The following is a 26,530-nucleotide window of genomic DNA, read 5'->3' as shown; positions in this document are numbered from 1 at the left end:
CCCCACTTGCTAAGAAAACAAGTGTTCTAGTTCATCTTTATCAAATTCATAGGTTGTATTGCAGTTGAAACATACAAGCTGCAGTGGTAACGGTCCATTCGTGAGGATATCCTGCTGCTCTTTTTTACTGAGGCTTTCAAGATAGTTAGCAAAGTTTTCCCTGTTGCAGGGACACGAGAAGCCAAGGCCCTGATGGGCCAGATGGTCTACGGAAAAATCAGAAAATTCTTTCTGGACATACTCCTGGATGCTGCCTCCCTTGGAAAGGAAACTCCCTATACTCGGTAATGCAGTAGCTTTTTCCTGAAGAACATCAAGTAAATTTTCATCACAGCCGGGCATCGCCTGTAAGAATAAGGCCCCTGCCCCAATCACTGAACCGGTTTTGTCAAACTGAATCGACAGGAAGAACAGGGAGGGGGTTTGTTCTGATTGCAGGTAATACAGTGCCAAATCTTTTGCAAGATCCCCGTACTGCATCATTACCTGGCCGGTAAATGGGCTTTTATTCTTTTCTATCAGTTTTGAAATCGACAGAAAGCCTGGCCCATACAGTTCATTGAGATTAAAATCCTCCATAGGCTTCGTGATGGGAATGGGTACCTGCTTGAGATAACCCCTCACTGCACCACAGGCCCAGGCCTCTACATGCACCCCTTTGATGGGGCCTCCGCACTCAATATTCAGCTGAACACGGTCATTCCCTTTGACAGTGGCACTCAGCAGTCCCGCAGCGAGATATGCCTGTCCCAGTACATAGGTTTCGAGGACACCCAGTTCATGGTTGGCTTTCATCTGGCAAAGCATCTGTGTCGCTTGCAACGCAGTCAGGCGGATTTGACCGTTTTGCATAAGAAACACCTCCCTGACATCTTCGGGCAAGGAGGCTAGATGGTCCAGTAATTCTTTGTCTTCAATCTTCTTCTTGATCATACTGGTTCAGATTAGACAATGACTTCACTTTTTGCAAGGGCTTGGAACTCTGTTCCGTCGATTACTTCATTCTCGAGCAATCTATTGGCTATGGTTTCCAAGGCTTTTCTGTTTTTTTCCAGGTTCAACCTGACTTTTTCATACTGTTCGTTCACAATCCTTGCTGTTTCGGTATCGATGTATTCCTGGGCTTTTTCCGAATATTCCCGGGATCCCGAAACCCCTGCGATACCGCTTTGGGTCATCGGAAGGGTGATGTTTCTGTATCGGTCGCTCATGCCAAACTCACAGATCATTCTTCGTACGAGATCGCTTGCCCGGCTGATATCATTGCCGGCCCCGGTCGAGATTTCCTTGAACATCACTTCTTCTGCGGCACGTCCCCCGAGCAGGGTGTCAATATTGCCCAGAAGTTCACTCTGGGAAAGCAGAAACCTGTCCTCGGTGGGATATTGCAGGGTATAGCCCAAAGCTCCCAGGCCACGGGGGATGATGGAAATCTTGCTGACTGGTTCCGCTCCCTTGGTCAGGTAGGCTGTCAGGGCATGTCCTGTTTCATGGAAGGCAACCCGTTCGCGTTCCTTGACGTTGAGAATCCTGCTTTTTCTTTCTAGCCCTGCCACTGATTTTTCAATTGCTTCCTCGAAATCAACATGCTTGACAGCTGTTCTTTTTTGCCTGACAGCAAGCAGGGCTGCCTCATTGGCTATGTTGGCCAAGTCGGCTCCGGCGAGACCAGCTGCAGACTGGGCGATCTTCTTCAGGTTGACATCCTTGTCGAGCTTGATGTTTTTCGTGTGGATTTTCAAAATGGCAAACCTTCCTTCAAGATCCGGTTTATCAATGAGAACCTGACGGTCAAAACGGCCGGGGCGAAGCAAAGCCGGGTCAAGTATTTCAGGCCTGTTTGTTGCCGCGAGGATAATGACCCCTGTCCTTGAGTCGAAACCATCCATTTCGACAAGCAACTGGTTGAGGGTCTGCTCGCGTTCGTCATTTCCCCCGATACCTGCCGAAACCCTAGATCTTCCGATTGCATCTATTTCGTCTATGAATATGATACAGGGGGAATTCTCACGGGCTTGTTTGAACAGGTCGCGAACCCTTGCAGCACCTACACCGACAAACATCTCTACAAAGTCTGCGCCACTCATCTTGAAAAACGGCACCCCGGCTTCACCGGCAACTGCTTTTGCCAACAAGGTTTTTCCCGTTCCGGGAGGACCTACCAACAAGACACCCTTGGGGATTTTACCACCGATCTCGGTATATTTTTCCGGGTGTTTGAGGAAGTCGACGACCTCTTCCAACTCATATTTACTTTCATCTGCACCGGCAACATCGTCAAACCTGACACCAGTATCGCCTTCTGCAACGATTTTCGACTTGTTCTGGTTGAAGGATAGTACTCCCTGTCCGCCCTGTCCCATCTTGGAAAACAGGAATCTCCAGATCAACAAGACAAACACCATGGGAAGGATAAAGGAAAGGAGTGAGGAGAGTATGCCGGGTTTTTCCGGGGCCGTGGCATAATACTCAACCTTATAGGTATCCAAAAGCGGAATAAATGAGGGATCATTCACGATATAGGTACTGAAGGACTGCAAGAGACCCATCGAATCGGTGGCCGAGGACGGGTCGCTCACGATACCCTTCAGGTCATTTACGGCCTGTTCCTTGGTAAAAGAATACCCTATATATTTTTCATCCTGGATTTCTACCCGTTTGATAGTCCCGTTCGAGACAAGGGCTTTGAACTGGTTATAGTCTACAGAATAGACATTGCTGCTTTTTGTTACCATAAAGGTATTCAAGGCAATGAATACCAAGAGGATTATAAAGAAATACCAGAACGAAAACGTAAATTTCTTTTTGTTCTTCGGGTCATTTCCCCCGAGGTGAACCCCTGGTTCCTGGGAGAATCGTTTCTTGAATTCATCTTTCCAATCTTTTTCGTGATGGGAGAATTCCTGGCTATTATCGTGTACGTTATTTTCCATTGATTATATTCCTTACAATACCGTTCTGTCTGTTTGCCACACTTTGAATATACTGTTGCAATTGTCAATCGGCAACAACATCGCTATAGTTGCGGTATGGATAAAGGTGACGTAATTATTGTAACAGGCTCAGCGAAGAGGGTAGGAAGGGAAATAGCGCTATTCCTTGCCCAGAAAGGATGCCGTCTGGTATTGCATTGCAATACGAGCTTTACCGAAGCTGTATCCCTACAAAAAGAACTGGAGGGGAAAGGGTTTGGGGTTGCTGTTGTACAGGGCGACCTTTGTGATACCTCACGTCTCCAGGATCTGTTTTCCCGGTTTGTCGAGCCTTTTGGCAGAGTAGACGGTTTGGTCAATAGTGCCTCCGTGTTTTCCAGAAAAAGCATAGAGGAAGTTGACGTTGCAACCTGGCAGCAGGATATGGCATTGCATGCAGCAGCTCCGTTTTTTCTTGCCAAATATCTCTACTTGCACCTGAAAGCGAGGCAGGCTTCAGGCTCGGTGGTGAATATCACCGATACCAGGCTCTCCAACCCGACAGCCTCCCGTCCTTCTTATTATTGTTCCAAAGGTGCTTTGGCGGGGGAGACCAAGGCCCTTGCTATAGCCCTTGCCCCTACGGTACGGGTAAATGAGGTTGCCCCGGGACTGATTCTTCCGTTTGACGACGGTCAGTATTTTTCCCAGATGGCACAAAAACTCCCGTTGAAAACCACTGGCAACCCCTCTGCAGTCTGCGAGGCGGTTTGGTTTCTCCTCTCCTCTTACTTTGTGACCGGGGAGACGTTACGGGTCGATGGCGGTCAACATTTATTGTAAGGATTGTGATTTATTGTGTTTTTATTGGTTTTTGTTACCCCAATCCTGAAAAATATACGATTATAAAAGCGATTCATTACTAAAGATGCATGGTAGGAGAACAGTTGTGATGCAGAAGAATTATACGAGGGCACTTACCTCGTTGCTTGTATTCGCCTTGGGGATTATCCCCCTTTTCAGTGCAAGCCTGAGTGATATTGTCCAGAAGGCCTTGGCCTCAAGCAGCCAGATACAAAGTTATCAACTGATAAAAAGCAATAGTGACCTTGCAGTCTCCATCAGTGATTCTGAAAACCAGCTGGGAATCGAGGTGAAAAGCGGTGAAGTCAGCACTACCTATGACAATACCCTCGATGGCTATATTTTCGGTACGAGCGATGCCTCGGTGACGTTCACCCTTCCCGATGAGGGGGATACGAGCATCACTGTAGGGACTGGGTCCACGCAATGTATGCCCTCCAATTCTGGGTATTCTATTTCCCCCTATGTCGCTGCCGGTCACACCATTACGTATGGGGAAACCGGTGATGAACGATCTACCCTTTTAAGCAAGCAGAATTCGCTTCTGGGAAATTATACCTACGATAGCAATGTTACCAGTTTCCAGTCCTCTCTTTTCGAGCAGGTCATCTCGTTGCTCACTATTGAGAAATCTATCAAGGAAACCGAGAAAAAGATTGCAGACCTCAAGACTGAAATCGAAAACTCCCTCAAGCTCAAGACAATGGATGAAAAGAGTCTTTCCTACCAAGGAAAGATGAATACGCTGGAAAGCCTGCGCAGTTCCCTGGCAAGTTTCCAGTCGAATGCCACACTTGTAAAACAGCAATATACAGTCCTTACCGGACTCGTCTGGGAGGGAGTGAGTGACATCCCTGTTCCCGATCTTTCCTTTACGCCCAATCCCAAGGGGAATACCTCTGTAGCTCTCAAGGCCCTGGCCTGGGATATTGCCAAGGAAGACCTGAAATTTGAACAAGCCAAACAGACTAACAGGACCTTGGGCTTGAGTGGTTCGGTTTCCGTTCCCTCTACCAATGTTACAACCGCTAACACGATAGGTTCCGATATTACCAGGGTCAAAGGTTCAATCGGGGGGCAATTTTCTGCCAAGACTTTTTCCCTTGGCGCATCTGCCTCGGGAAGTTATAATTTTGATTCCGGCGATTTTACCCCGACTTTGACCGTCTCGGGTTCCTGGAACAACAACAGTACCTCCTTGGTAGATAAGCTTAATATGCAGAAACTCGAGAACCAGGTCATGTTGGCCCAGATCGATTACAGCAATGCCCTGACAAAATATCTCTACGATGCTTCTTCGCTGAACGGGGAAATCGCCGCTTGGAACCTTGCCCAGGCGTTGATGGAAAACACCGTTCTTTATCACACTCAGGTGTTGCAGCAGCAAAGGACTTTGCTGGAGAAAGGACTTGCACGTCTTAGTGACGTAGAAGATGCTGCCTTTACCGTGGAACTGGATTCCTATGAGGCAAACATCCAGCTGCTCAATGGCCTGGTTTTGCAAAACAAAATACATAGTCTACAACTCTGAGGGAGATGATACATGATGAATGAACCTGTCAATGAAATGAGCACTGAGAACCAAGTGCGCAACCAACTCCGGAAAAAATTACGGCAGAGGAGAATAAAAAGGACCATTACCTGGGTCTTGGTCATTGCCCTTCTTGTCTCTTCCTACCTTACCTATTCTTTTTACAAAGAGAACGGTTATCTTCCCTGGAATGAGAAAAAAGCCCCTTCCTCTACCGTCAAGGAAGTGGAAGCCAAGGTATATGAAAATTCCTACACGACCACGATTGACCTTTCGGGCTATGTGGAACCCAATGACACCCAGGCGGTAATCCTGCGATCGACAGGAACCATAACCAAGGTTTCCGTCAAAGAAGGGGATACGGTCAAGAAAGGTGATTCGCTTGTCGCCATTGATAATACCAATGCGCAGTATGCCGTGGCAAAACTCAAGGCAGATATAGAAACCGCCCAGCTCAACGGCAGCCAACGCGACCTTGAACTACTTAACCTCCAGCTGAAAAACGCCATAAACAACCTCGACTACACCCAAGCCTATGCAAGTTTCGACGGTGTCGTTGCCGATGTAGCAGTCAGTGAAGGCGATTATTTTGAGGCTGGCAAAACAGCAATGACCATTATTGACCGATCAAAACTCAAGGCTACCGTGGAAATCGACGAAATCGACATGCAATATGTGATGGTTGGCCAAACGGCCTCGTTGGTGTTCGATTCCCTTCCCGGGGAAACCCTGCAGGGCGTCGTGACCTACATCCCAATGCTAGGTCGCTATACTACCCAGGGAATCGGGGTTATGGACGTCGAGATAACCATTGACAATCCCCCCAAGAACCTGGCTCCCGGTTTTACCTTTGATGGCACGATCGTGGTAGAAGGACAGGTTACCTTGACTCTGCTTCCCCAGAGTGCCGTTACTACGAACAGGGGAACCAGCACGGTTACCAAAAAACTTGCAGATGGTTCTACCGAGAAAGTGACTGTCACCGTCAAATACCTCGGAGAAGGAATTTGTCAATTACTGACTGGGGACCTGAAAGTAGGTGATACCCTGGTGATCCGAAAGACAGATACCTCTGCTTCAGCTTTTGCAGCGATGACAGGTGGTGGCAATTCCCCACAAAATGGTGGACAGCCACCAAGGAATTTTTAAGGAATACCGATGGCAAACAGTGTAATTCAGTTGCAAGATGTCAGACGCTATTTTCTTGTCGGGGACTATATCGTAAAAGCCCTCGACGGGGTGAGTGTCGATATAAAAAGGGGGGAATTCACCTCCATCATGGGACCTTCCGGGAGTGGCAAGTCAACGATGATGAACCTCATCGGTTGTCTTGATACGCCAACAAGTGGTTTGATCAATATAGATTCGGAGAATACCGCAGGCCTGAATGAGACCGAATTGGCCTATATCCGTAACCAAAAAGTCGGCTTTGTGTTCCAGCAGTTCAACCTGCTTGGCAAGATGACTGCCCTGGAAAATGTCATCACCCCGTTGCTCTATGCCGGGATGGGGGTCAAGGAACGCAAGCAACAGGCTATGCAGGCTTTGGAGCGGGTAGGGCTTTCCGACCGTATGCACCACAGGCCAAACGAATTGTCAGGAGGCCAAAAGCAGCGCGTGGCAATTGCACGGGCGTTGGTAAACAATCCAGCCATCCTGCTTGCCGATGAACCGACCGGGGCCCTCGACTCCAAGACAGGGAACCAGATAATGGAGCTTTTTGAAGAGCTGAACAGTGAAGGCCGCACCGTGGTCTTTGTCACCCATGACCGAGAATTGGGAATGCGCTGTCTGCGCCAGATCCGCATCCGCGACGGAAAGTTGGAGGAGTAGCATGATTTTCGAAAACATAAAACTCGCTTTTTCCGCAATGCGTGGCAGCAAACTCCGCACGGCCCTTTCCCTTTTGGGTATTGTCATCGGGGTGGCCTCCGTTGTTGCCATCCTTACCATCGGGGACAGTGCCTCAAAAAGCATCACCGAAAGCATTGCTGTCGGGGGCTTAGATCTCGTGACCGTATATCCTTCCTACGGACAACGTACCACAGGGACGTTTACGGAGGATTTCAGCAATACCCTGATGAAAAATATTGAGGGGCTTGAAATCATTCTTCCCCAGAACAATAGCAACGCCCAGATACGCAATGGTCAGCAAAATATAAACGCAACGGTAACCGGGGTCCCTTCCGGCTATGGGACGGTCCTGAAGCTCGAGTATGACGAGGGAGCTTTCTTCTCTGAGCTCGATAATATCAACCGACGTCAGGTTGTGGTCCTGGGCAAAGACATCGCGGATGAATTGTTTCCTGACGGTAATGCCCTTGGCCAGTACGTCAGTATTTTCCGCAACCAGGCTAAAAGCTATCAGGTAATAGGGGTTCTGGCTGCAAAGGATGCAACGTTCAACCTCTCCTATGACGGTAGCGTATTCATTCCCTACAACACCTATGAGCAGCGATTCAGGAATACGACCAGTGTAGGGTCCTATGTCATGAAGGTTGCGCAGGGATATGATACGATTGCAGTGTCTGACAAAGTGACCGAATTCCTTGACGATCTGGTTGGTACCGATGGATATAACCTGTTCAGCCCGGCAACCCTTGCTGAGATGGCAAATGAGATAACCGGGACGTTCAGCGCGTTCCTCGCTGCCATCGCCGCGATCAGTCTGCTAGTCGGTGGAATCGGAATCATGAATATCATGCTTGTTTCCGTGGCTGAGAGAACCAAGGAGATCGGAATCCGAAAGGCCCTGGGAGCTTCTCCCAATGTAATACGTGGCCAGTTTATCTCGGAAGCTATAACCTTGACGCTCATCGGGGGCATCTTGGGAATCCTTTTAGGCTCCTTGTTGAGCCTTGCAGTAACCAACGTCATGAAATGGTCGTTGCATTTATCATACAGCTCGTTCATACTTGCAATGGGATTTTCCATGTTTGTGGGAGTGTTTTTTGGCTGGTATCCAGCCATGAAAGCATCAAAATTGGATCCGATCGAAGCTTTGAATTATGAGTAGAAGTCCTTGGAGAAAGCATGAGAGGGAATAAATCACACTGGATGATTGTCGATGGGAGGGAACCTATTTTTGTCATCCCTTCTTTGTCGTTCGCCTTCCTGGTCCTGATCGGATTGGTAATTTTCCTTACCACAGCCATCATGGACAGGGAAGAACTGAGGATGCAATCCGAAGCGGAGCGTTCGTTCAATTCTGTTTTCCTCGCGTTGCAGGACAGTTCCTCCAAGGCGATGAAAACGATGCAGGATGAAGGCATCAGTGGAATCGGAGTATACAGTTCCACCGGCAAGAAAGTCTTGAGTCTCGGCAATGTCCCCCTTACCATTCCCTTGGAAATCTTTTCCAATACCTCCACAAAAGGGAATATGGAAACCGGAACGGCAACGTATAATACAGAATCGGGGATGATTGAATACATCCGGTATTCCCGTCTTACCATTTTGCTTGATACCGGTGAACTTACCCTTTCTGAGAATGGATTGCTCCCTTCCCCTATTGATTTCCCGGATGTCCTGTATATCCTGTTCGACGGGCAGCAGTATCACCATCGCCTTGTCATGGTCAGGATAATCAGCATAGTATCGACCTTTATCCTCATCGGTCTGTTTTTGCTGGTTTTGCGCATCTATGGCAATAACCGCCACTATCGGGAAACGCTGGCAAAGCAGGAAAGCCTGGTCAACCTCGGGCAGGCGGCAAGGACTTTGACCCATGAAATCAAGAACCCCCTGAGCGCAATTACCATCCAACTGGCCTTGCTCAAGAAAATTCTCCCCAAAGAAAATCTTTCTGACCTTGTGCTCATCGAGCAGGAAGTGCTTCGCCTCACCCAGCTTACCAACAAGGTAAGTGACTTTTTGCGCAATCCCCTGGGAACTCCCGTTACCGTCGATCTCAATGAGCTTTTCACCACATTGATCAGACGGTTTGACAAACCAATAAAATTCACCTGTAGTGAACATGCCAAAATTCTCATCGATGTCGACCGTGCCCGCTCAGTTTTCGAGAACCTTTTGAAAAACGCACTGGAGAGTTGTACTGACAGGGACCCGCAGGTTGAAATCGATATTTTCGAGGATAAGAAGGGCTATCTCCACATATTTGTCCTGGACCGTGGGGATGGTATCAAGGCAGGGGACGAGAAGAAGATATTTGATCCTTTCTTTACGACGAAAATCCATGGATCGGGTATCGGGCTTTCTATATCCAGCCAGTTTGTGAAGGCCAGGGGTGGGAATATCCGGCTGTATGCCAGGGAGGGGGGTGGAACTGTTGCTGAGGTAATTCTTCCTCATTCCATCCATAGTACGAAATTGCTTGAAGAGGAAACTATATGAAAATCCTGATTGTAGACGATGAACCGAATATCCGTGATTTGATGCATCGCTATCTCAGTCTCGATGGTATTGAGAGTGACTGCGCAGAAAATGGGCTTTCGGCCCAGAGAATGCTCAAAGAGAACCCCTATGATGCCTGTCTGGTCGATTTGAAAATGCCAGGGATGGATGGCCTTTCCCTTATCATCTGGATACGGCAGGAAGGTTTCAGGATGCCTGTCATTATGATCAGTGCCCATGGCGATATCAGCGACGCGGTATCTGCCTTGAAGGAAGGGGCCCAGGATTATATTGTCAAACCCTTCGACCCGGAGGAACTGGTGATCAGGTTGAAGAAGCTCGTCGAGGCCCAGAATCTGAGAAACCTCGTAGAGTCGGAAACCAGAAACAGCAGTGAAGATGACAAAAAGGTGTTTGTCGGGGATAGCCCTGCTATCAAGAAGATCAAGGAAATCATTGCCAGAATCTCGGACACCAGCTCGACGGTTTTGATCACCGGGGAAAGCGGGACAGGCAAAGAGGTCGTAGCCAGGGAAATACACGCTTTCTCTTTGGTCAGCGAAGGTCCCTTTGTTGCCATAAATATCGGGGGAGTCCCCGAAAACCTTTTGGAGAGCGAACTGTTCGGTTATGAGAAAGGAGCTTTCACCGGCGCAGCCAGCAGAAAGACCGGAATGTTTGAACTTGCCAGTGGGGGCACGCTTTTTCTCGATGAAATCGGCGACATGCCTCTTTCCCTGCAGGTCAAGATCCTTCGCGTCCTGCAGGACCGTAAAATCACCCGCCTGGGGGGAACAACCCCCATGCCCATCAATGCCCGTATTATTGCAGCGACAAACAAAGACCTTGAACAGATGGTGAGGGAAGGTAAATTCCGCGAAGACCTGTTCTATCGGTTGAATGTAGTAAGAATCCAGATTCCTCCCCTTCGGGACCGGAGAGAAGACATTCCCTTGTTATCGGCAGGTATTCTCAGGCGTTTGAACTATCAGATGGGCCATAAGGTAACCGGGTTCAGTTCAGATGCCCTGCAGCTACTCTGTGCCCATGATTTTTTTGGAAATGTCAGGGAACTTGAAAATATTCTCGAACGCGCCGTTATCTTTGCCGATGGACAGGAAATCCAAGCCGATGATCTGGACCTCAGGGGATCGGTCTCTATGAAATCCCAGGAGAAGTCCTCTCCCTCGGCGGAGGACTCCGAGGCGAAAAGTCTCAGGGATGCCGAGGTCGACGCCATTATCCACGCCCTGCACAGGTGGGAGGGCAACAGGACCCACGCCGCTGAGGAACTGGGGATAAGCAGAAGAACGCTTATCAACAAAATTGCAGAGTATGGTTTGAATCTGTAACGGCGGTTGACTTTTACCTCGCCAGAGGTACTATATGACGGTGAAGGAGTACTCACTATGGCTACATTACCTCGTTGGGACTTAAGCCCAATTTATCCATCTGCAGATAGTATGGAATTCTGCTCTGACCTACAGAAGGTCGTTTCCCTTTGCAAAACCCTGGAGCAAAACCTATCCTCGGTTTCCTATGATCTCTGCCAGGCTGTCAAAGACTATGAATTGATACTCGACTACTATGAGAACCTCGATGCCTACACTTCCTGTTGCCTTACTACAGAAACTACGAACCCCGTGTTTCTTAAAGCAGTGAACCAAGTCGGGGAAATATATCTCTCTGTCCAGCATCTGGACGTTGTGATGCTGAATTTTCTTGCCCAAGAAAAGGAGAGGGTCCTATCCCTTACCGAAAAGGGGCAGCCGCTTGAGTCCTATTGCTATGTCATCGGGGAGCTTTTTGAACGCCAGTCCCATTTGCTTTCTGCTGAAATGGAGGATTTGGCTTCCGATCTGAACAGGAGCGGTACCGAGGCTTTTTCCCGCCTGCAGGAATCGTTGTCTTCCTCTGCCAGTACTCAGTGGGATGAGCAGACAAGCAAGACCGTAATCGAGCTTCGCAATGAGGCTTTCAATGCAGACCGAACGATCCGCTGCAAAGCTTTTGAGAAAGAACTGTCAGTCTGGAAAACCTATGAAACGGCCTTTGCCGCCTCGCTCAATGGGGTGAAGGGAACGACGTTGACCCTCGACAAGGCAAGGCGTTACGAAAGCCCACTCAGTCGTTCGCTCTCCCAGTCTAGAATCGATGGGAAAACCCTTTCGGCCCTTATAGGAACCTTGGAGAAAAACCTTCCCCTGTTTCAGTCCTATCTGAAGGCCAAGGCTTCAGCACTGGGCCTGGAACACTGTGCTTTCTACGATCTGTTTGCCCCAGTCGGCAAGGGAGGGAAACGCTATTGCTGGGAGGATGCAAAATCTTTTATCATTGAGCAATTCTCCTCCTTCAGCCCCGATATGGGCAGGTTTGCCCAAAAGGCATTTACAGAGGGATGGATTGACCCCGAGCCAAGAAAAGGAAAGGTTGGAGGGGCTTACGATACCTGTTTTCCCATTGCCCAGACCAGTCGCATCCTTTCCAATTTCGATTATTCGTTCAATGGGGTTTCGACGCTTGCCCATGAGCTAGGGCATGCCTACCATGACAGTATCGTGTTGCCAAAGAGTCATCTGCTGAGAACCTATCCGATGACCTTGGCAGAAACAGCCTCCATTTTCAGCGAATATATTGTATTCCAGGGAGCTGTCAGCAATTGTACAGCTGAGCAACGGTACACCCTGGTCGAACATTTCTTGCAGGATGCCTGCCAGGTCTGTGTCGATATCCTGTGCCGTTTCTATTTTGAACAGGAAGTGTTCGCGCAGCGCTCTGATCATGAATTGACAGCTGACCAGCTTTCTTCTCTTATGGTCGAATGCCAGAAAAGGACCTATGGCGAAGGCCTTGATGTCTATCACCCCTATATGTGGGCGGTGAAAGGCCACTATTACAACAGTGACTTCTCGTTCTATAACTACCCGTATGCCTTTGGGCAGTTATTTGCGCTCGGCCTCTATGCCGAAAGGGCAAAAGATCCCCAGGGATTTCCCGATAAATATGTTGCCTTGCTCGAAAAGACAGGCAGCGATAGTGCCATGCATGTTGCCTCTACGATGGGATGCGACATCACCAGTGAACAGTTTTGGCAGCAGGGAATGGATCTCATCGCGACGTATGTCAAAGAGTTTTCCAATGGTTGCTAGAATAGAGAAATTAGTCCAGGGGGGGAGTGGCTTTACCCGTCTTGAAACGGGTGAGAGCCTATTTGTCCAGGGAGCTTTGAGCGGTGAATTGGTTGCCTATGAAATCGATCAGGTGAAGAAAGGCTACATCAACGCACATACGACGAAAGTCCTTGAACCTTCAAAAGACAGGGTAGACCCCCCTTGTCCCTATTATGGCATCTGCGGAGGCTGTGATCTGCAACACCTTGCAAGTGAACGACAAGCGGAAGCCAAACTGAACCTTGTTTTGGATAATCTGTCGAGAATTGGTTCTGTCAGCTCCGGTTCCCTGAACATAGAACCGACCGTAGGTGGTCCTTTTTGGGCATACCGGAGTCGGGTACGCTTCCATGTGGACCTCGCTTCCAATGATATAGGGTTCCTTGCCAAGAAGAGTAACACCTTGGTGCCCATTAGGTCCTGTCCCATCCTTGTCGATGCTCTCAACGAGGTTTTGGCCAGGAAGAATGCCATACTTGAGGTTGCCCGTAAAACGAGGTTTTCCCAGAAATCCAGTAAAACCCCCTATGTCGAAATCAATGCCTTTGCGGGGGACAAGAAAATATCGTTTGGAGATGAGGCAGTGCTTGCCACCGTCGATGGCCATGGCTTTTGGGTCTCTGCAAATGTATTTTTCCAGGGAAACAGGTATTTGTTGGGGCAAATGGGGCAGTTTGTCCAGTCCTATTGCCTTGGCAACGAGGTGATGGACCTGTACAGCGGGGTTGGCACCTTCAGCTCCTTTCTGTCCCAGAAGGGAAGGAAGATTGTCAGCGTGGAACGAGACAGGCTCTGTCTTAGCCTGGCAAAGAGAAACATACCCGATGTGGAGTTTTTTACCGATTCCGTCGAGCAATGGGGGAAGTCAAAGAAACGGGTGGTCGATACTGTTGTGGTAGACCCTCCCCGTACCGGTCTGGAAGATTCGGTGCCTGCCCAGATTGCAAAGTGGAAACCTGCAAGGATCATATATATTTCCTGTAATAGCGTAACGCTTTCAAGAGACTTGCAACGGTTTTCAGAGCAAGGATATACTGCAAGCGTATTGAAGGTTTTTGATTTGTATCCCCAAACCTTTCACCAGGAAGTGGCTGTAGTGCTTGACCGCAAGGAGCTGTAACGATGAATGACGGATTTATTTCCTGTGCGGCCTATTCGGCTGCAGTCAAGGTGGCAGATTGTAAATTCAATATGGAATCGATCAAGGAAGGCATTGCCAAAGCGGGTGAACAGCACCTTTCGCTTCTGGTACTGCCTGAGTTGGTAATTACTGGATACACCTGTGGGGATCTTTTTTTGCAGCGGACCCTCCAAAGAGAAGCCAGGAATGCTGTAGCTGAAGTGGCTGCGTATTCTGCTTCCTATGATTTGGTAGTGGTCTTTGGTGCTCCCTTGGTGTTCTTTGGGCATCTGTATAACTGTGGCGTGGTAGTGCACAAAGGGAAAATCCTTGGGATCGTGCCAAAAAAGAATATCCCGAACTACCAGGAATATTATGAAAGGCGTTGGTTCAGCACCCCTGATGAGAAAACCCGCGAAGTTGAACTTGGCGGACAACGGTGCCTTTTCGGGACCCATCTGCTCTTTGCCTGCGCTAATGTTCCCGAATTCGTCCTGGGTGTCGAGATTTGTGAGGACCTCTGGGTTCCCTTGAGCCCCAGTACAGGTTTAGCCCTCGCCGGGGCCACCGTCATTGCAAACTGTTCGGCCAGCGATGAGTTGGTAGGGAAAAAGCAATACCGGAGGAATCTGGTCTCCTCGCAGAGTGCCAAACTCATCTGTTCCTATATCTATAGCGATGCAGGCTATGGGGAGTCCTCGACCGACCTTGTTTTCTGTGGTCATAACCTGATCTATGAAAACGGAATATTGCTGGGTGAACAATTCAATTCCAATGGGGAATTGCTTATAACCCAGATCGATACCGGGAAACTGGCCCTTGAAAGGATGCGGGTCAATACCTTCGACCAAGGATCGGGGGAATATATCTTCGTGCCTTTTACCCTTGAAGAGACCAAAACCATCCTTACGCGGTTTGTAGATCCTTCCCCGTTTGTACCCTCTGACCCTGCGATGAGGGAAATCCGGTGCGAGAAGATAATGACGTTGCAGTCCCTCGGCTTGAAGAAACGCCTGGAACATACTATGTGCAAAAACGTTGTCATCGGGCTTTCAGGCGGCTTGGATTCTACCTTGGCCCTTCTGGTGTGCGTAGAAGCCTTTGACTCACTTAAACTGGACAGAAAAGGGATCCAGGCCATTACCATGCCCTGCTTCGGGACAACCAGAAGGACAAAATCCAATGCTGTGGTCCTTGCCAGGGAATTGGGTGTCAGCCTTACGACTATTCCCATCAGCAAGGCAGTGTTGCAGCATTTCAAGGACATCGGGCACGATGGGAAAACCCTTGATGTCACCTATGAGAATTGTCAGGCAAGGGAAAGGACCCAGGTTTTAATGGACTTTGCCAACAAATGCAATGGAATGGTGGTGGGAACCGGGGATCTCTCGGAACTGGCTTTAGGCTGGGCTACCTATAATGGGGACCATATGTCCATGTATGGGGTCAACTGTTCTGTCCCAAAGACCCTGGTGCGCCACTTGGTCAGTTTTGTCGCCATGAAAAGCGAAGACAGGCTCAAGAAAGTACTCCTTGATGTGGTAGCGACCCCGGTGAGTCCCGAACTGCTTCCTTCTACATCCGAAGGTACTATAAGCCAGGTAACCGAGGATATTGTGGGGCCCTATGAACTGCATGACTTTTTCCTCTACCAGATTGTACGTTGGGGATCTTCTCCGCGGAAAGTCTATCGCCTGGCCATCGCGGCTTTTGGTGAAAAGTATGAGAGAACAGTAATTAAAAAATGGTTATTCACGTTCTATAGGCGTTTTTTTAGCCAGCAATTCAAACGATCCTGTTTGCCCGATGGCCCAAAGGTTGGTTCTGTTACCCTTTCTCCGAGAGGGGACTGGAGAATGCCCAGCGATGCTTCAGTGGCCTTGTGGAAAACTGAACTTGACCTGCTTTCATGATTTGCGGCCGGAGTTTTTTAAAAAAAACACAAAATTATGTATCCCTACTACCCCTTATCCTGTTATAGAAATGAGGAGCGCAGCAGAGTTTTTATGAAAAAGAGAGCCCTGGTCATTTTGGCCATTTGTCTGATAGTACCCTTTTCCTTGAGTGCCCGGAGTTTCTATGACGTAAGTCTAGGTTTCGGTGGCGCTTATTCTCCATCCGATGATTCCGGTTATTTCTCCCAGATGAGCAATGGCGAGAATTGGAAATTCGGTGGGGAACTTCTGGTTCGTATGTCTTTCTTGCAGGCACAGGTCTTTGTTTTCCCGAGCCAGTGCAGTGATGAAGGGCAGGGGGCATTGCTTATCGGGATGGCAGGGATAAACACTCCTTTGGTTGGTGACCTGTTGCATTTGGAACTGGGTTTCGGTGCCAGTATCATGTATGTCCTTTCCGGGGAAGATAACAGAACCTCTTATTATGAACTGGCAGATAAATCGCCGGCTTCGACTTCCAGTACGGGCGTTTTCGAGGCAACCATGCAGTCTCCTGTGTATCTGATGGCAGGGGTTGCAACCGAATTGGGTTCCGTTGGATTTCATGTGCGGTATTTGATGGAAAGCGCTGCAACGTTGGAAACAGTTGCAGATTCACAGTCTTGGTGGAAAATGTTCCAATTGAAAGACAGTACACTTTCCCTTGCGTTGTCCCTGAAAATGTTTTAGCATTTGTTGTAATTAGTAGAGTAACTGATAATTTCAGTAAACAAGGGGTATGTTATGAAGAAGAAGTTTTTAGTATCGCTTATTGTCGTATGTGTACTTCTCCCAGCTGTGTTAAGTGCTGCTATCGCAGATTTGAGCATTGGTGCGACTGCAATGTACAATGTAACTGGAGATGAAGTTGTCGCGCAATTCAATGATGGGGATTTCAGCGGTTTGACAGACATTTCCAACTACACCTTCGGTGCAGACCTCCGTGTCAAGTTCTTGCTTGCCGAGGTTGACGTAATAGGTATGTACACTCCTCCCGAGGATTCGTCTTCGAACCACGAACTATCTGTTTTGACGACTGGTGGTATTTCCCTTGACCTCCTTGGCTTAGCCCGTCTCGGCTTTGGCATGGGACCCCGCTTCCGCGTTTTGATTGACAAAGATGGCAATGCCTTTGTCTATGCCAGTGACAACACAAGTATCGAAAACTGGAATAACTTCGGCGATGCATTCATCAAGTCACCTGTTTCCTACCGTGCTACCCTTGATTTCAATCTGGGAAGTATCATGCTTGGGGTAAACTACACTGTAGATAGCACGTATACATTTGAAAACTACAGTGAAATTGACAGACTGTTCAAAGCTGATACCAATAGCGGGAAGTTCGGTGTTTCCCTTCTCTTCTCACTTCTGTAAGGTATAGTATTGCATTTTATGCAGGCCCGGAGAAATCCGGGCCTGTGTTGCTTTTCGCCCTTCACCAAGTATGGTACAGTAGGGCAAAGGAGTTTTGCCATGGCCAATAGAGGTTTTACCCGTTCCTTCCTTACCGCATTGATTACGGCTTTAGTATCGTTTTTTATCCTGTACTTTTTTGTTCCTACCCTAAGCGGGCATTTTCTTGGTGTCAGTTTTTCCGAAAGAGGAAAGCAAACGGTAAGTACCCAGGTGGACAATGCAGTACAGACTGCTGTTGATACTGTTACTTCCAGCCCTGAGTTTACGAAGCAGTCGATCGACAAACTTCAGGATTTGCTGAAAAGTGAGGAAATCCAGTCAAAACTCAAAGATGCGGCCAAGCAAGGGGAAACAGCACTCAAGGATGCAGTTAAGACCGTCACGGATAGCGTGAAATGAAAGAATTCTCTGTAACTTTCCTTGGAACGGGAACCAGTCATGGTATTCCTGTCATTGGGTGTGAATGCCCAGTGTGTAGGTCGACCGATTCGCGTGACAAACGGTACCGAAGCAGCATCCTCCTTACCCAGGGGGAGCATTCTTTGCTCATCGATACTACACCCGAGTTCAGACTCCAAGCCCTTAGGTCCGGGATAAAGCGGCTTGACGGGGTGCTGTATACCCATGACCATGCCGACCATTTCAACGGGATAGATGATCTGCGGGTGTTTTGCCGCAATGAGAGTCTTCCGGTTTACTGCTCGGGGGAAGTTTCCCAGACTATCCAGACAAGATTTAATTATGTCTTGGGGAAATTTGATGAGGCGGGGGGAGTTCCCCATTTGGAAGTGAATATACTCGAGCCCTACAAGGAGGTCTCGATAGCAGGTTTCCCTGTATTGCCGATTCCTATTTTCCATGGGAACCAACGCATTTTCGCCTTTAGGATAGGTTCCTTTATTTATGCAACCGATTGTAGCGGCATACCTTCGGAAAGCCTGCCGTATTTTCAAGGGGTCGATACGCTTGTCGTGGGTTCCCTACGATATAGTCCTCATCCCACGCATTGGTGCGTATTCGAAGCAACTGCGTTTGCCCACAAGGTTGGGGCCAGAAGAACTTTTTTAACCCATATGTGCCATGATTTGAGTCATGGGAAGCTCGAAGGCGAACTTCCGCAAGATATTCGTCCGGCATATGATACATTGACCATTACCATAGGGGAGTAATACATTGAGCGATTCCTTTGAACTGTTTGGAAAAGACGATTTTGATCAAAAAGCCTTGGAAAGGGAAGCAGCACTGCGGCCTCCTGTTGTTATAGAGAAACGGACGGAGGAAAGCGAAGTGAAATCGAAACCTTCTGTTATGCCTACGGGTAAAAAGCTCTATATTATTGATGGGTATGGGCTTATATATCGTTCCTATTACGGGTTTTTCAATAATCCGATGAAAGATACCAAAGGAAACAATGTATCCGCAGTCTATGGTTTTTTCACAACGGTCTTAAAGATTATGCGCGAATATAAGCCTGACTACCTTGTGGTGGCAATGGACAGCAAAGGCCTTACGTTTCGCCATGAAATGTATCCTGCGTACAAGGCCAACCGTGATGCTGCCCCTGAGGACCTGCATGCTCAGGTTCCCCTGATCAATGACATTCTCAAGGCAATGGATATTCCCTCAATTGCCATGATTGGGGTCGAGGCAGACGATATCATAGCAACCCTTTCAGAACAGGCTACCCGTCATGGTGTCGATACCATCATGTTTACAGGTGACAAGGATCTGTTGCAATTGGTAGATGAACATACCTTTGCCTTGCGCCCGGCAAAGAAGAATGAGAAATTCTATAAGCTCTGGGGAGAAAAGGAAGTCGTTGAAGAATTTGGCATAACCCCCAAACAAATGGTAGATTACCTGACGTTGCTCGGAGACGCCTCTGACAATGTCCCCGGCGTCAAAGGAATCGGGGAGAAGGGTGCTGCCAAGCTATTGCAGCAATTTGATTCTCTTGACGGAATCTATGCGAACCTGCGCCTTTGCTCCAAGGGTATCCAGGCGAAGCTGGAAGAAGGAAAGGAAAGCGCCAAGCTCAGCAAGACCCTCATCCAGCTCAGAGATGATTTATTCGAGGTCGACTCTTTCGATACCTCCCAGTACCTCTTGGACGATGTAGACTACAGTGCCGCGATCCCCTTGTTTGAAGGAATCGGTATGAAGAGCCTTGCAAGGGACCTGGAACGAATCTCCGGCTCGGTCAAACCTGTGGCTACGCAAAAAGTGACAGAAGAACCCAAGGCTGCAGCTAGTGAAATGGTATCTGCAGAGAAAGGAAGCTACGAGGCAGTCACCTCCTTGCCCCGGCTCAAGGAGTTGTTAGCCTTGGCGGAGAAAGAATCGGCTTTGATGGCCTTTGACCTTGAGACCACCTCCATTGACTCAATGGTTGCCATCCCCATCGGTTTTTCCTTCAGCTGGAAAGAAAAGATTGCCTACTATGTCCCGCTGGTAAGCGAAGGGAAACGTTTGTTCACCGATGATGCCATCCGTTCCGTCCTCAATGACTATCTTCCCAATGGAAGAATTGCCATAGTGGGACAGAATATCAAATACGACTATGAAGTACTTGTGAACTGGGGAGTCCGGCCCAAACGCGTTGTTTTCGATACCATGGTTGCCGCTTGGCTTCTCGACAGCACCGGTGTTTTCAACATGGACTACCTCAGCGAAAAATATTTGGGTTACAAGACAATCCATTACACCGATATTGTCCCGAAAGGGAAATTACTGAGCGACCTCCCCCAGGATCTGGTTGTTGCCTACGGGGCCGAGGACTCGGACATTACCTGGAGGCTCTACAACCTGTTCAAGGAGTTGTTGGTTGCCAGGGATCTCTATCGCCTGATGGAGGAGGTTGAGATGCCTCTTCTGCTCATTATCGCAAATATGGAGATGAATGGAATATTCCTTGATAGGACCCTGCTTGAACCGTTGACCGAGGAATTTGAAAAAAGATTGGCCGAGACCGAGGCTAAGGTTTTTGAAATCTGTGGGCATGTATTTAATCTCAATTCGCCTAAACAACTGCAGGAAGTGTTATTCGTAGAGAGGGAAATCCCTACCGGGGCGAAGACCAAGTCAGGGTTCTCGACCTCAACCGATGTGTTGGAACCCTTGGCTGAAACCTATGAGGAAGTTGCCTTGGTCTTGCATTACCGGATGCTGAGCAAGCTGAAGAATACCTATATCGATAAGCTCCCCTTGCAGATTAACGAGAAAACCGGGAGGATTCACCCTTCTTTTTCCCAGACCGGGACGGAAACGGGCAGACTCTCCTGCAAGGACCCCAATTTGCAGAACATTCCAGTCCGCACGGAGGAGGGGAGAAGGATACGGTCCTCGTTTGTCCCGAAAAAAGGCTGCATCTTCCTTTCGGCAGACTATTCGCAGATTGAACTGGTTGTCCTTGCCCATATGGCCGATGACCCAGGGCTCAAGGATGCTTTTGCCAATGGGGTCGATGTCCACCGGGCTACCGCAGCCTTGATTTTCAACGTTCCCTTCGAGCAAGTGTCCTCCGACCAGCGCAGGATAGCCAAGACGATTAACTTTGGTGTCATGTACGGGATGAGCGCACACAGCCTGGCGATGGACCTGCAGATTCCCCACACGGAAGCAAAACAGTTCATCCAGCAGTATTTTGAGCGCTACAGCGCAGTTCAGGCCTTCGTGGAACAGACAAAAAGAAAAGCTGAGACCGATGGATATGTCACTACGATTCTGGGGCATGTGCGGACGATCAATGAAATCCATAGCAGAAACGGAGGTGAGCGTGCCAAAGCCCAGCGCATCTCGGTAAATACGGTCATCCAAGGTAGTGCGGCCGATATCATGAAAATGGCAATGCTTCGTATCGACAGTGCATTGTCAGCCCATGCCTTGCAAACTAAGCTCTTATTGCAAATCCATGACGAACTGGTCTTTGAGGTTCCCTTTGCAGAACTGGAACTGGTGAAAGGTCTGGTCAAAGAGGCAATGGAGGGGGCTGTGAAGCTTTCAATTCCACTGAAGGTAAGCATGGAGACCGGGGAAAACTGGGGAGATATACACTGATGTTGGTAATTGGGTTGTCTGGGCGTGCCTGTGCCGGAAAGAACCTGTTTGCCAGGGAATTCGAGAAACAAGGGTGTCTCGTAGTCGATGTGGATTTGCTCGGGCATGAGGCCCTTGCAAAAAATGTACCTGCGATCCGGCAGGCCTTCGGAGATTCTGTGATAACGGAAGATACGGTAAACAGGAAAGCTCTCGGGGTTTTGGTGTTTAGTGATGCTTCCCTTTTGAAACAGTTGGAAGCTATCACCCATCCTACGATGGTAGGTCTTTGCCAAGACCGTATTGCAGAGGCTGAGAAGAATGGGGCAAAGGGGATTGTACTCAATGCCGCATTGCTCCATAGGATGGGGCTCGATAGGTTGTGCGACCATATCGTATTTGTCAAAGTTCCCTTTCTGGTACGTTTTTTTCGTTCAAGAAAGAGAGATCACCTTGGTTTCAGACGTTTTTTGGCACGTGAGAGGGCCCAGAAGGATATTGTCTGGAATAATTTTACCCAGGGGGTGCCTGTCGAGAAGATGCGCAATGGTGGCCCTTCGGTGATAATTCATCGACAAGTTGTACAGTATTGTGCTAGGATAGGAATCGGAGTTTCAGGCAAATGAAGGAATTTTCTTTGGATGAGGGTTTGACATGAAGAAATCGGTACGGATTAATATGCTCGTCATTACTTCGGTTTTGGCAATCTTTGTATTTGCAGGGGTTTGGTATTTACGTCCGGGCGTTTCCAATGAAATGCTGGACCTTGCCAAACAGAGGCAACTACAACCTCTTTTGGAGATTGGCGAGCCCCTCAGACTCTCAAAAGAGGCCACTTCTGACATTACGGTTGACCAGAAAGAACTTGCCCAGCAGCTTTTACCTTCCTTGAAGAAAGAACTTTCACTCTCACTGGAAGATGATTTGTATGAAAAACTCAAAGACCGGTTTGCCAATGATGACCAGGTACTGGCTTTGTTTGTCGATAGGTTGGAACCTGTGTTGGTTGAGAAGCTTTCCCCAGCAATGCAAACGGCTTTCGCCAATTATCGGGAAAGTGTCATGAACGAAGAGATAGCTTCGTCATTGGCTGTTTTCAAGGACACGATCCAGAAAGAATTCGATGCAAGGTTTGCACAGCTTACGTCCGATCTCAAGCAAGCGTCCGCTACACAATTGGAAGGGCAGGTCTCTATTCTGAAGGGTGAGATTTCCAATGAAGTGTCAGCCTATATTCCCCAGTTGGTCGACCTTCTGTTGCCGCAGGTCGTAGAGGGGGTCTATAAAGACCTGACAGATAACAAAGAAACCTATATGCCCTATTTCGCCGAAGAACTGAAACCTTACTTTCCCCAGGTGCTTGATGAGCAACAGCTTGTTGCCCTTTATGGCACTTACCGTGACCGCATAGTAGCCGACTTGGTTCCCTCTATTCTGGATTCCCTGGAAAAACCTGCCAAAAGTATGGTTGATTCCATGGTAGAAACCGTGAAGCCAACTACTATTGTTCCTGCAGCCCCTGCAAAGCCTTCTGTGGCAAAGACCCCTGTTGTTTCTCCCGAGGTTGTTGCCAACCCTGTCACAGTTGCCCCTGCAATTGCCCCTGTAGGTTCTCCCGAGGTTGTCGCCAAACCTGCCACGGTTGCCCCTGTAATTGCTCCTGTTGTTTCTCCCGAGGTTGTCGCTGAAGCTGCCACGGTTGTCCCTGCTGCCACCATAATTGAGCCTGCGAAGGCTAAGGTATCCTTACCTGTGGTTACGGTGCCGGTATTCTCTGAAAAAGAGCCTGTGGTTTTCATTGAACCCACCGAATATGACCAAAAGCGCGATGAAATCCGTAAACTGGCCATTGATCAGATTCTTGAACGACTCAACGCAGTAGAGTAATACAAGAATATCTGATTTTCATCAGTCGCCTGATGGAGGGTCTTGGTAATACCTGACCCCTCCCTCGGGCGTTCTTATTTTCCAGGTACCTTGTCCGTCATTTCCTTCGATGTAGCATTTTGCCAAGGGGACTTTTCCCCCTCCTTCGGGTAGGTCGACCGTATACGAGGGCATTGCCAGCCCCGAAAGCCGCCGGTGCAATTCTTCTTCGATTTCCATGCCACGTATGAGAGGAACCCTGAAATGGGCTGTTCCTGAGACCAAGTCTCCTTGGAAGAGGTAGTAGGGTTTCACCCTGTTAGCCAGAAGCTTGTTGCAAAGTTCCTCAAGGGTATCTACCGAGTCATTGACCCCCCTGAGCAGGACCGTCTGGTTCATGGCTGGAATCCCGGCATCGACAAACCTGGAAATGGCAATCTTTGCCTCTTCTGTCAGCTCCCGGGGGTGATTGAACTGGGTCATCACATAAAACGGTGCCGTCGAATGCTTCTTGAAAATAGCAATCAGGTCATCGGTGATTCTCTGTGGCCAGGTAGCAGGGGTACGGGTGCAAAGACGAATGATCAAGTCAGGACGTGCCGTACGGAATATGGTAACCATTTCATCGATCCTGGAATCAGAAAGGGTCATCATATCCCCTCCTGTCAACAGGATTTCCTTGACCTTGGGATGTTGCTGTATATATTCGGCGGCTTCTTCTATCTGTCTTCTGGTTGCTGGACCGTTAAACGTACCGGTGAACCGGCGACGGAAACAATGCCTACAATAGAGGGGACAGATATCGGTTACGAGAAAGGCAACTCTGTTTTCATACCGGTGTATCAGTCTTTCGGTGATACTATGGTCAATTTCCTCAAGCGGATCGATATCTTCGCCCCTGTTTTCTATTTGTTCAAAACGGGTAGGTACAACCTGCCTGCGCAAGGGGTCCTTTGGGTCCTTGGGATCGATCAGGTTGAAAAAATAGGGGTTTATTGCAACAGGTAAGGCTTGTTTCCCTTCCTGAAAAGTCTTTTCATCCTCACTGAGGGTCAAAAGCGACCCTAGTTTTGCCATACTCCTTATGGTATGGTCTTGTTTCTCTTGTTCCATCCCTGTGGTTTACAGCAAAGGAGCGTTTTCGTCCAGTATCTGGAAAGAAGCCGACAATCTTGGGGCAATGCCTTTGCATCTCTTGTAATGATTTGGTCTTCCTTGTGTTTGGGTGTTTCCTGTTGCTTTTTGAGGGCAGCAAGTCTGGATTTTTCACTGCAAGTGTCCCTTTTTATGATACACTAGGTCAAAATGTTTCATATGTTAGGAGACACAAATGGCCACTGTAGAAAAAAGCAAAAAGAAAGGGTTGCAGGGGTATTATCTTACAACCTTCCTTATCGGGCTTGGGTTTTTTACCATGGGTCTTATGGACCCCCTGTACGATACTTTCATTCCAATATTTCTCTCCCGTTTTGTTGAATCAAAGGCTTTGATCGGGTCCATCATGACTCTGGATAATGTGCTTGCAATTTTTCTGATTCCTGTTTTCAGTGCCTTGAGCGACCGCACCCATACAAAGATCGGAAGACGTATGCCTTTTATTGTCATTTGTCTTCCCTTGACCGCTGTTGCTTTCGGGCTTATCCCTTTTGCGGCTTTAAGCAGTCTCTGGATGTTGATCGTCCTGGTTTTCGGTTTGAACCTGTTCAAGCAGGCGGTACGGGGTCCTGTTGTAGCTTTGATGCCGGATATGGTACCTGGCGATCTCAGAAGCGAGGCAAACGGTGTTATTAATACGATGGGGGGAATCGCAACCATTGTAGGTACTGTCGGCCTTGCCAGGCTGATGGATGTCCCAGTCATGGTTCCGGGGTACGGATTGCAAAAAGATATTTTGGCTTTCCCTATCTCAGGGGTGCTTGTTGTTATCGCAGTTATTCTGCTTTTTAGCTTTGTGAAAGAAAAGAAAGCGTTAAATGTGGGTGAAAGCGAGAAGTCTGTGCCCATACTCCATTCCTTGCGTGTTATTTTCAAGGAACAGGATAAGAGTGCGCTGTTTATTCTCCTTTCTTTGCTTTTCTGGTTTATCGGGTACCAGGGGATTCTTCCCTTTGTCGGGCTCTATTCAAAGGATATCCTCCAGACCAGCAGCGGAACGGCCTCCCTTGCCGCAGGCATGGTTGGCATTGCCTATGCAATCTTTGCGATTCCATCTGGAGTACTTGCCCACCGCATAGGAAGAAAGAAAACGATCAGGACTTCCTTGGTCTGCATTTTCGCCATCCTCGTGTTCATTTTCTTCCATGACCCTTTGACTGCTTCCTTGGGAGCTTCCCTCAGACAATACACTTTCTGGGCGCTTTTGTTCTTGTTTGGCATTTTCTGGGTCTCGATTGTCACCAACAGTTTTCCGATGCTTTGGCAGATGTCTACCTATCAGACAGTAGGTATATACACCGGGCTGTATTATTTCTTCAGTCAGTTGGCTTCAATCATCTCACCACCGATTACAGGTGCTTTCATCGATGCATTCGGCTTCAGGGCAATTTTCCTGTATGGTGCCGTATCGATGTTCATCGCCTATATTCTGATGGGTCATGTCCATCGGGGTGAACCGGAAGATGATGCTCAAAAAGTACTTAAATAAGAAGACTGCAAGAAAGTAAAAAAAGTAAAAAAAGGCCAAAATTACCATGCATTGGTATTTGGCCTTTTTTCTCTGTACAAGCGGAGGTTTGTCCGTTTAAAACATGAGGATACCAAGGTGGGAGCATAAGATTTTTATCCCGATCAGGATGAGGACTATTCCGCCTGCCATCTCGGCCTTGCCTTGGAACCTGGTTCCGAACCTGTGTCCAAGCACAACTCCGAAAAACGATATTGCAAAGGTGATTATCCCGATCAACGATACTGACAGGAGTATGTCTACCTTCAAAAAAGCAAGGGTAATGCCAACAGCCAATGCATCGATACTTGTTGCGATTGCCAATAGGAAAAGTTCCTTTACTTTGATCCTTTCGTTTTCTCCGATCGGGCACGATCCATCCTCATGGAATGCATCCCAGAGCATCTTACCCCCGATGGCAAAAAGAAGGACAAAGGCAATCCAATGGTCGAATGTGGTAATATACTTTTCAAACTGGAGACCCAAGGTCCATCCGAGCAAAGGCATCAAGGCCTGGAAAAAACCGAAGGTAAAGGAAATAATCGCACCTTGCCGGTAGTTTATAGTTTTCATTCGCAAACCCTTGCACAGGGAAACTGCAAAGGCGTCCATTGCCAACCCTATAGAGACCAATATCAATTCAAAGATTCCCAAATTTCTACTCCAG

At 48.3% G+C, this 26,530-nt stretch carries 22 protein-coding genes; 18 read left to right on the top strand and 4 right to left on the bottom strand.

What is annotated here, in order from left to right:
* Window positions 1–9: 9 nt before the first annotated feature.
* The gene (locus tag SPIGRAPES_RS05995; protein ID WP_014269875.1) at window positions 10–933 is read right to left on the bottom strand and encodes an Hsp33 family molecular chaperone HslO; all 924 of its coding nucleotides are present in this window, start codon (window positions 931–933) and stop codon (window positions 10–12) included.
* 11 nt (window positions 934–944) lie between these two features.
* The gene (gene ftsH, locus SPIGRAPES_RS05990; protein WP_014269874.1) at window positions 945–2,933 is read right to left on the bottom strand and encodes an ATP-dependent zinc metalloprotease FtsH; all 1,989 of its coding nucleotides are present in this window, start codon (window positions 2,931–2,933) and stop codon (window positions 945–947) included.
* 96 nt (window positions 2,934–3,029) lie between these two features.
* Between ftsH and SPIGRAPES_RS05985 the strand changes: the two genes are divergently transcribed.
* The 17 genes from SPIGRAPES_RS05985 (at window position 3,030) to SPIGRAPES_RS05905 (ending at window position 23,222) form a co-directional block, all read left to right on the top strand.
* On the top strand, window positions 3,030–3,755 hold the full coding sequence (locus SPIGRAPES_RS05985; protein WP_014269873.1) for an SDR family oxidoreductase: 726 nt from the start codon (window positions 3,030–3,032) through the stop codon (window positions 3,753–3,755).
* A gap of 109 nt (window positions 3,756–3,864) precedes the next feature.
* Window positions 3,865–5,307: a hypothetical protein gene (locus SPIGRAPES_RS05980; protein WP_014269872.1), complete on the top strand. Its 1,443-nt coding sequence runs from the start codon at window positions 3,865–3,867 to the stop codon at window positions 5,305–5,307.
* A 12-nt stretch (window positions 5,308–5,319) separates the two neighbouring features.
* Window positions 5,320–6,456 carry an efflux RND transporter periplasmic adaptor subunit gene (locus tag SPIGRAPES_RS05975; RefSeq protein ID WP_014269871.1) on the top strand — a complete coding sequence of 379 codons (1,137 nt, stop codon included), beginning with the start codon at window positions 5,320–5,322 and terminating at the stop codon, window positions 6,454–6,456.
* A 9-nt stretch (window positions 6,457–6,465) separates the two neighbouring features.
* Entirely contained in the window at window positions 6,466–7,140 is a 675-nt protein-coding gene (locus SPIGRAPES_RS05970) for an ABC transporter ATP-binding protein (RefSeq protein WP_014269870.1), read from the top strand.
* 1 nt (window position 7,141) lies between these two features.
* The gene (locus tag SPIGRAPES_RS05965; RefSeq protein WP_014269869.1) at window positions 7,142–8,323 is read left to right on the top strand and encodes an ABC transporter permease; all 1,182 of its coding nucleotides are present in this window, start codon (window positions 7,142–7,144) and stop codon (window positions 8,321–8,323) included.
* 17 nt (window positions 8,324–8,340) lie between these two features.
* Window positions 8,341–9,660, top strand: a complete 1,320-nt coding sequence (locus tag SPIGRAPES_RS05960; protein ID WP_014269868.1) for a sensor histidine kinase — start codon at window positions 8,341–8,343, stop codon at window positions 9,658–9,660.
* On the top strand, window positions 9,657–11,012 hold the full coding sequence (locus tag SPIGRAPES_RS05955; protein WP_014269867.1) for a sigma-54-dependent transcriptional regulator: 1,356 nt from the start codon (window positions 9,657–9,659) through the stop codon (window positions 11,010–11,012). The genes SPIGRAPES_RS05960 and SPIGRAPES_RS05955 overlap by 4 nt, the downstream gene beginning before the upstream one ends.
* A 57-nt stretch (window positions 11,013–11,069) precedes the next feature.
* On the top strand, window positions 11,070–12,809 hold the full coding sequence (locus tag SPIGRAPES_RS05950; protein ID WP_014269866.1) for a M3 family oligoendopeptidase: 1,740 nt from the start codon (window positions 11,070–11,072) through the stop codon (window positions 12,807–12,809).
* Entirely contained in the window at window positions 12,799–13,950 is a 1,152-nt protein-coding gene (locus tag SPIGRAPES_RS05945; protein ID WP_014269865.1) for a class I SAM-dependent RNA methyltransferase, read from the top strand. The genes SPIGRAPES_RS05950 and SPIGRAPES_RS05945 overlap by 11 nt, the downstream gene beginning before the upstream one ends.
* A 2-nt stretch (window positions 13,951–13,952) precedes the next feature.
* Window positions 13,953–15,863: an NAD(+) synthase gene (locus SPIGRAPES_RS05940; RefSeq protein WP_014269864.1), complete on the top strand. Its 1,911-nt coding sequence runs from the start codon at window positions 13,953–13,955 to the stop codon at window positions 15,861–15,863.
* A gap of 93 nt (window positions 15,864–15,956) precedes the next feature.
* Complete coding sequence (locus SPIGRAPES_RS05935) at window positions 15,957–16,574, top strand: hypothetical protein (protein WP_014269863.1); 618 nt, start codon at window positions 15,957–15,959, stop codon at window positions 16,572–16,574.
* Window positions 16,575–16,628: 54 nt separating this feature from the next.
* Window positions 16,629–17,258, top strand: coding sequence for a hypothetical protein (locus SPIGRAPES_RS05930; protein WP_014269862.1), 630 nt, complete (start codon window positions 16,629–16,631; stop codon window positions 17,256–17,258).
* Window positions 17,259–17,357: 99 nt separating this feature from the next.
* A complete protein-coding gene (locus tag SPIGRAPES_RS05925) occupies window positions 17,358–17,699 on the top strand; it encodes a hypothetical protein (protein ID WP_014269861.1) in 342 nt (113 codons plus the stop codon).
* The gene (locus SPIGRAPES_RS05920; protein ID WP_014269860.1) at window positions 17,696–18,469 is read left to right on the top strand and encodes an MBL fold metallo-hydrolase; all 774 of its coding nucleotides are present in this window, start codon (window positions 17,696–17,698) and stop codon (window positions 18,467–18,469) included. Before SPIGRAPES_RS05925 ends, SPIGRAPES_RS05920 begins: the two co-directional genes overlap by 4 nt.
* Window positions 18,470–18,473: 4 nt before the next feature.
* The gene (gene polA, locus SPIGRAPES_RS05915; RefSeq protein WP_014269859.1) at window positions 18,474–21,356 is read left to right on the top strand and encodes a DNA polymerase I; all 2,883 of its coding nucleotides are present in this window, start codon (window positions 18,474–18,476) and stop codon (window positions 21,354–21,356) included.
* Entirely contained in the window at window positions 21,356–21,961 is a 606-nt protein-coding gene (gene coaE, locus SPIGRAPES_RS05910; RefSeq protein ID WP_014269858.1) for a dephospho-CoA kinase, read from the top strand. The genes polA and coaE overlap by 1 nt, the downstream gene beginning before the upstream one ends.
* A 28-nt stretch (window positions 21,962–21,989) precedes the next feature.
* Window positions 21,990–23,222: a hypothetical protein gene (locus SPIGRAPES_RS05905; protein WP_014269857.1), complete on the top strand. Its 1,233-nt coding sequence runs from the start codon at window positions 21,990–21,992 to the stop codon at window positions 23,220–23,222.
* Between the two features lie 21 nt (window positions 23,223–23,243).
* Here the strand turns inward: SPIGRAPES_RS05905 and SPIGRAPES_RS05900 are convergent, their stop codons facing one another.
* Entirely contained in the window at window positions 23,244–24,314 is a 1,071-nt protein-coding gene (locus SPIGRAPES_RS05900; protein ID WP_014269856.1) for a KamA family radical SAM protein, read from the bottom strand.
* Window positions 24,315–24,531: 217 nt separating this feature from the next.
* On the opposite strand from SPIGRAPES_RS05900, the gene SPIGRAPES_RS05895 reads away from it, so the two are divergent.
* Complete coding sequence (locus SPIGRAPES_RS05895; protein ID WP_014269855.1) at window positions 24,532–25,845, top strand: MFS transporter; 1,314 nt, start codon at window positions 24,532–24,534, stop codon at window positions 25,843–25,845.
* A gap of 96 nt (window positions 25,846–25,941) precedes the next feature.
* Here SPIGRAPES_RS05895 and SPIGRAPES_RS05890 read toward each other — a convergent pair whose 3' ends face one another.
* Complete coding sequence (locus SPIGRAPES_RS05890; RefSeq protein WP_041384478.1) at window positions 25,942–26,517, bottom strand: manganese efflux pump MntP; 576 nt, start codon at window positions 26,515–26,517, stop codon at window positions 25,942–25,944.
* Between the last annotated feature and the right edge of the window lie 13 nt (window positions 26,518–26,530).

The sequence above is a fragment of the Sphaerochaeta pleomorpha str. Grapes genome (genome assembly GCF_000236685.1).
GTDB lineage: Bacteria > Spirochaetota > Spirochaetia > Sphaerochaetales > Sphaerochaetaceae > Sphaerochaeta > Sphaerochaeta pleomorpha.
The sequence above is the reverse complement of the archived record's forward strand: the minus strand, read 5'-3'. Positions and strand labels throughout refer to the sequence as shown.

Excerpts from the sequence above, each read along its gene's own strand:
- SPIGRAPES_RS05995 (WP_014269875.1), bottom strand. The coding sequence starts at position 933 with ATGATCAAGAAGAAGATTGAAGACAAAGAATTACTGGACCATCTAGCC.
- ftsH (WP_014269874.1), bottom strand. The coding sequence starts at position 2,933 with ATGGAAAATAACGTACACGATAATAGCCAGGAATTCTCCCATCACGAA.
- SPIGRAPES_RS05985 (WP_014269873.1), top strand. The coding sequence starts at position 3,030 with ATGGATAAAGGTGACGTAATTATTGTAACAGGCTCAGCGAAGAGGGTA.
- SPIGRAPES_RS05980 (WP_014269872.1), top strand. The coding sequence starts at position 3,865 with ATGCAGAAGAATTATACGAGGGCACTTACCTCGTTGCTTGTATTCGCC.
- SPIGRAPES_RS05975 (WP_014269871.1), top strand. The coding sequence starts at position 5,320 with ATGATGAATGAACCTGTCAATGAAATGAGCACTGAGAACCAAGTGCGC.
- SPIGRAPES_RS05970 (WP_014269870.1), top strand. The coding sequence starts at position 6,466 with ATGGCAAACAGTGTAATTCAGTTGCAAGATGTCAGACGCTATTTTCTT.
- SPIGRAPES_RS05965 (WP_014269869.1), top strand. The coding sequence starts at position 7,142 with ATGATTTTCGAAAACATAAAACTCGCTTTTTCCGCAATGCGTGGCAGC.
- SPIGRAPES_RS05960 (WP_014269868.1), top strand. The coding sequence starts at position 8,341 with ATGAGAGGGAATAAATCACACTGGATGATTGTCGATGGGAGGGAACCT.
- SPIGRAPES_RS05955 (WP_014269867.1), top strand. The coding sequence starts at position 9,657 with ATGAAAATCCTGATTGTAGACGATGAACCGAATATCCGTGATTTGATG.
- SPIGRAPES_RS05950 (WP_014269866.1), top strand. The coding sequence starts at position 11,070 with ATGGCTACATTACCTCGTTGGGACTTAAGCCCAATTTATCCATCTGCA.
- SPIGRAPES_RS05945 (WP_014269865.1), top strand. The coding sequence starts at position 12,799 with ATGGTTGCTAGAATAGAGAAATTAGTCCAGGGGGGGAGTGGCTTTACC.
- SPIGRAPES_RS05940 (WP_014269864.1), top strand. The coding sequence starts at position 13,953 with ATGAATGACGGATTTATTTCCTGTGCGGCCTATTCGGCTGCAGTCAAG.
- SPIGRAPES_RS05935 (WP_014269863.1), top strand. The coding sequence starts at position 15,957 with ATGAAAAAGAGAGCCCTGGTCATTTTGGCCATTTGTCTGATAGTACCC.
- SPIGRAPES_RS05930 (WP_014269862.1), top strand. The coding sequence starts at position 16,629 with ATGAAGAAGAAGTTTTTAGTATCGCTTATTGTCGTATGTGTACTTCTC.
- SPIGRAPES_RS05925 (WP_014269861.1), top strand. The coding sequence starts at position 17,358 with ATGGCCAATAGAGGTTTTACCCGTTCCTTCCTTACCGCATTGATTACG.
- SPIGRAPES_RS05920 (WP_014269860.1), top strand. The coding sequence starts at position 17,696 with ATGAAAGAATTCTCTGTAACTTTCCTTGGAACGGGAACCAGTCATGGT.
- coaE (WP_014269858.1), top strand. The coding sequence starts at position 21,356 with ATGTTGGTAATTGGGTTGTCTGGGCGTGCCTGTGCCGGAAAGAACCTG.
- SPIGRAPES_RS05905 (WP_014269857.1), top strand. The coding sequence starts at position 21,990 with ATGAAGAAATCGGTACGGATTAATATGCTCGTCATTACTTCGGTTTTG.
- SPIGRAPES_RS05900 (WP_014269856.1), bottom strand. The coding sequence starts at position 24,314 with ATGGAACAAGAGAAACAAGACCATACCATAAGGAGTATGGCAAAACTA.
- SPIGRAPES_RS05895 (WP_014269855.1), top strand. The coding sequence starts at position 24,532 with ATGGCCACTGTAGAAAAAAGCAAAAAGAAAGGGTTGCAGGGGTATTAT.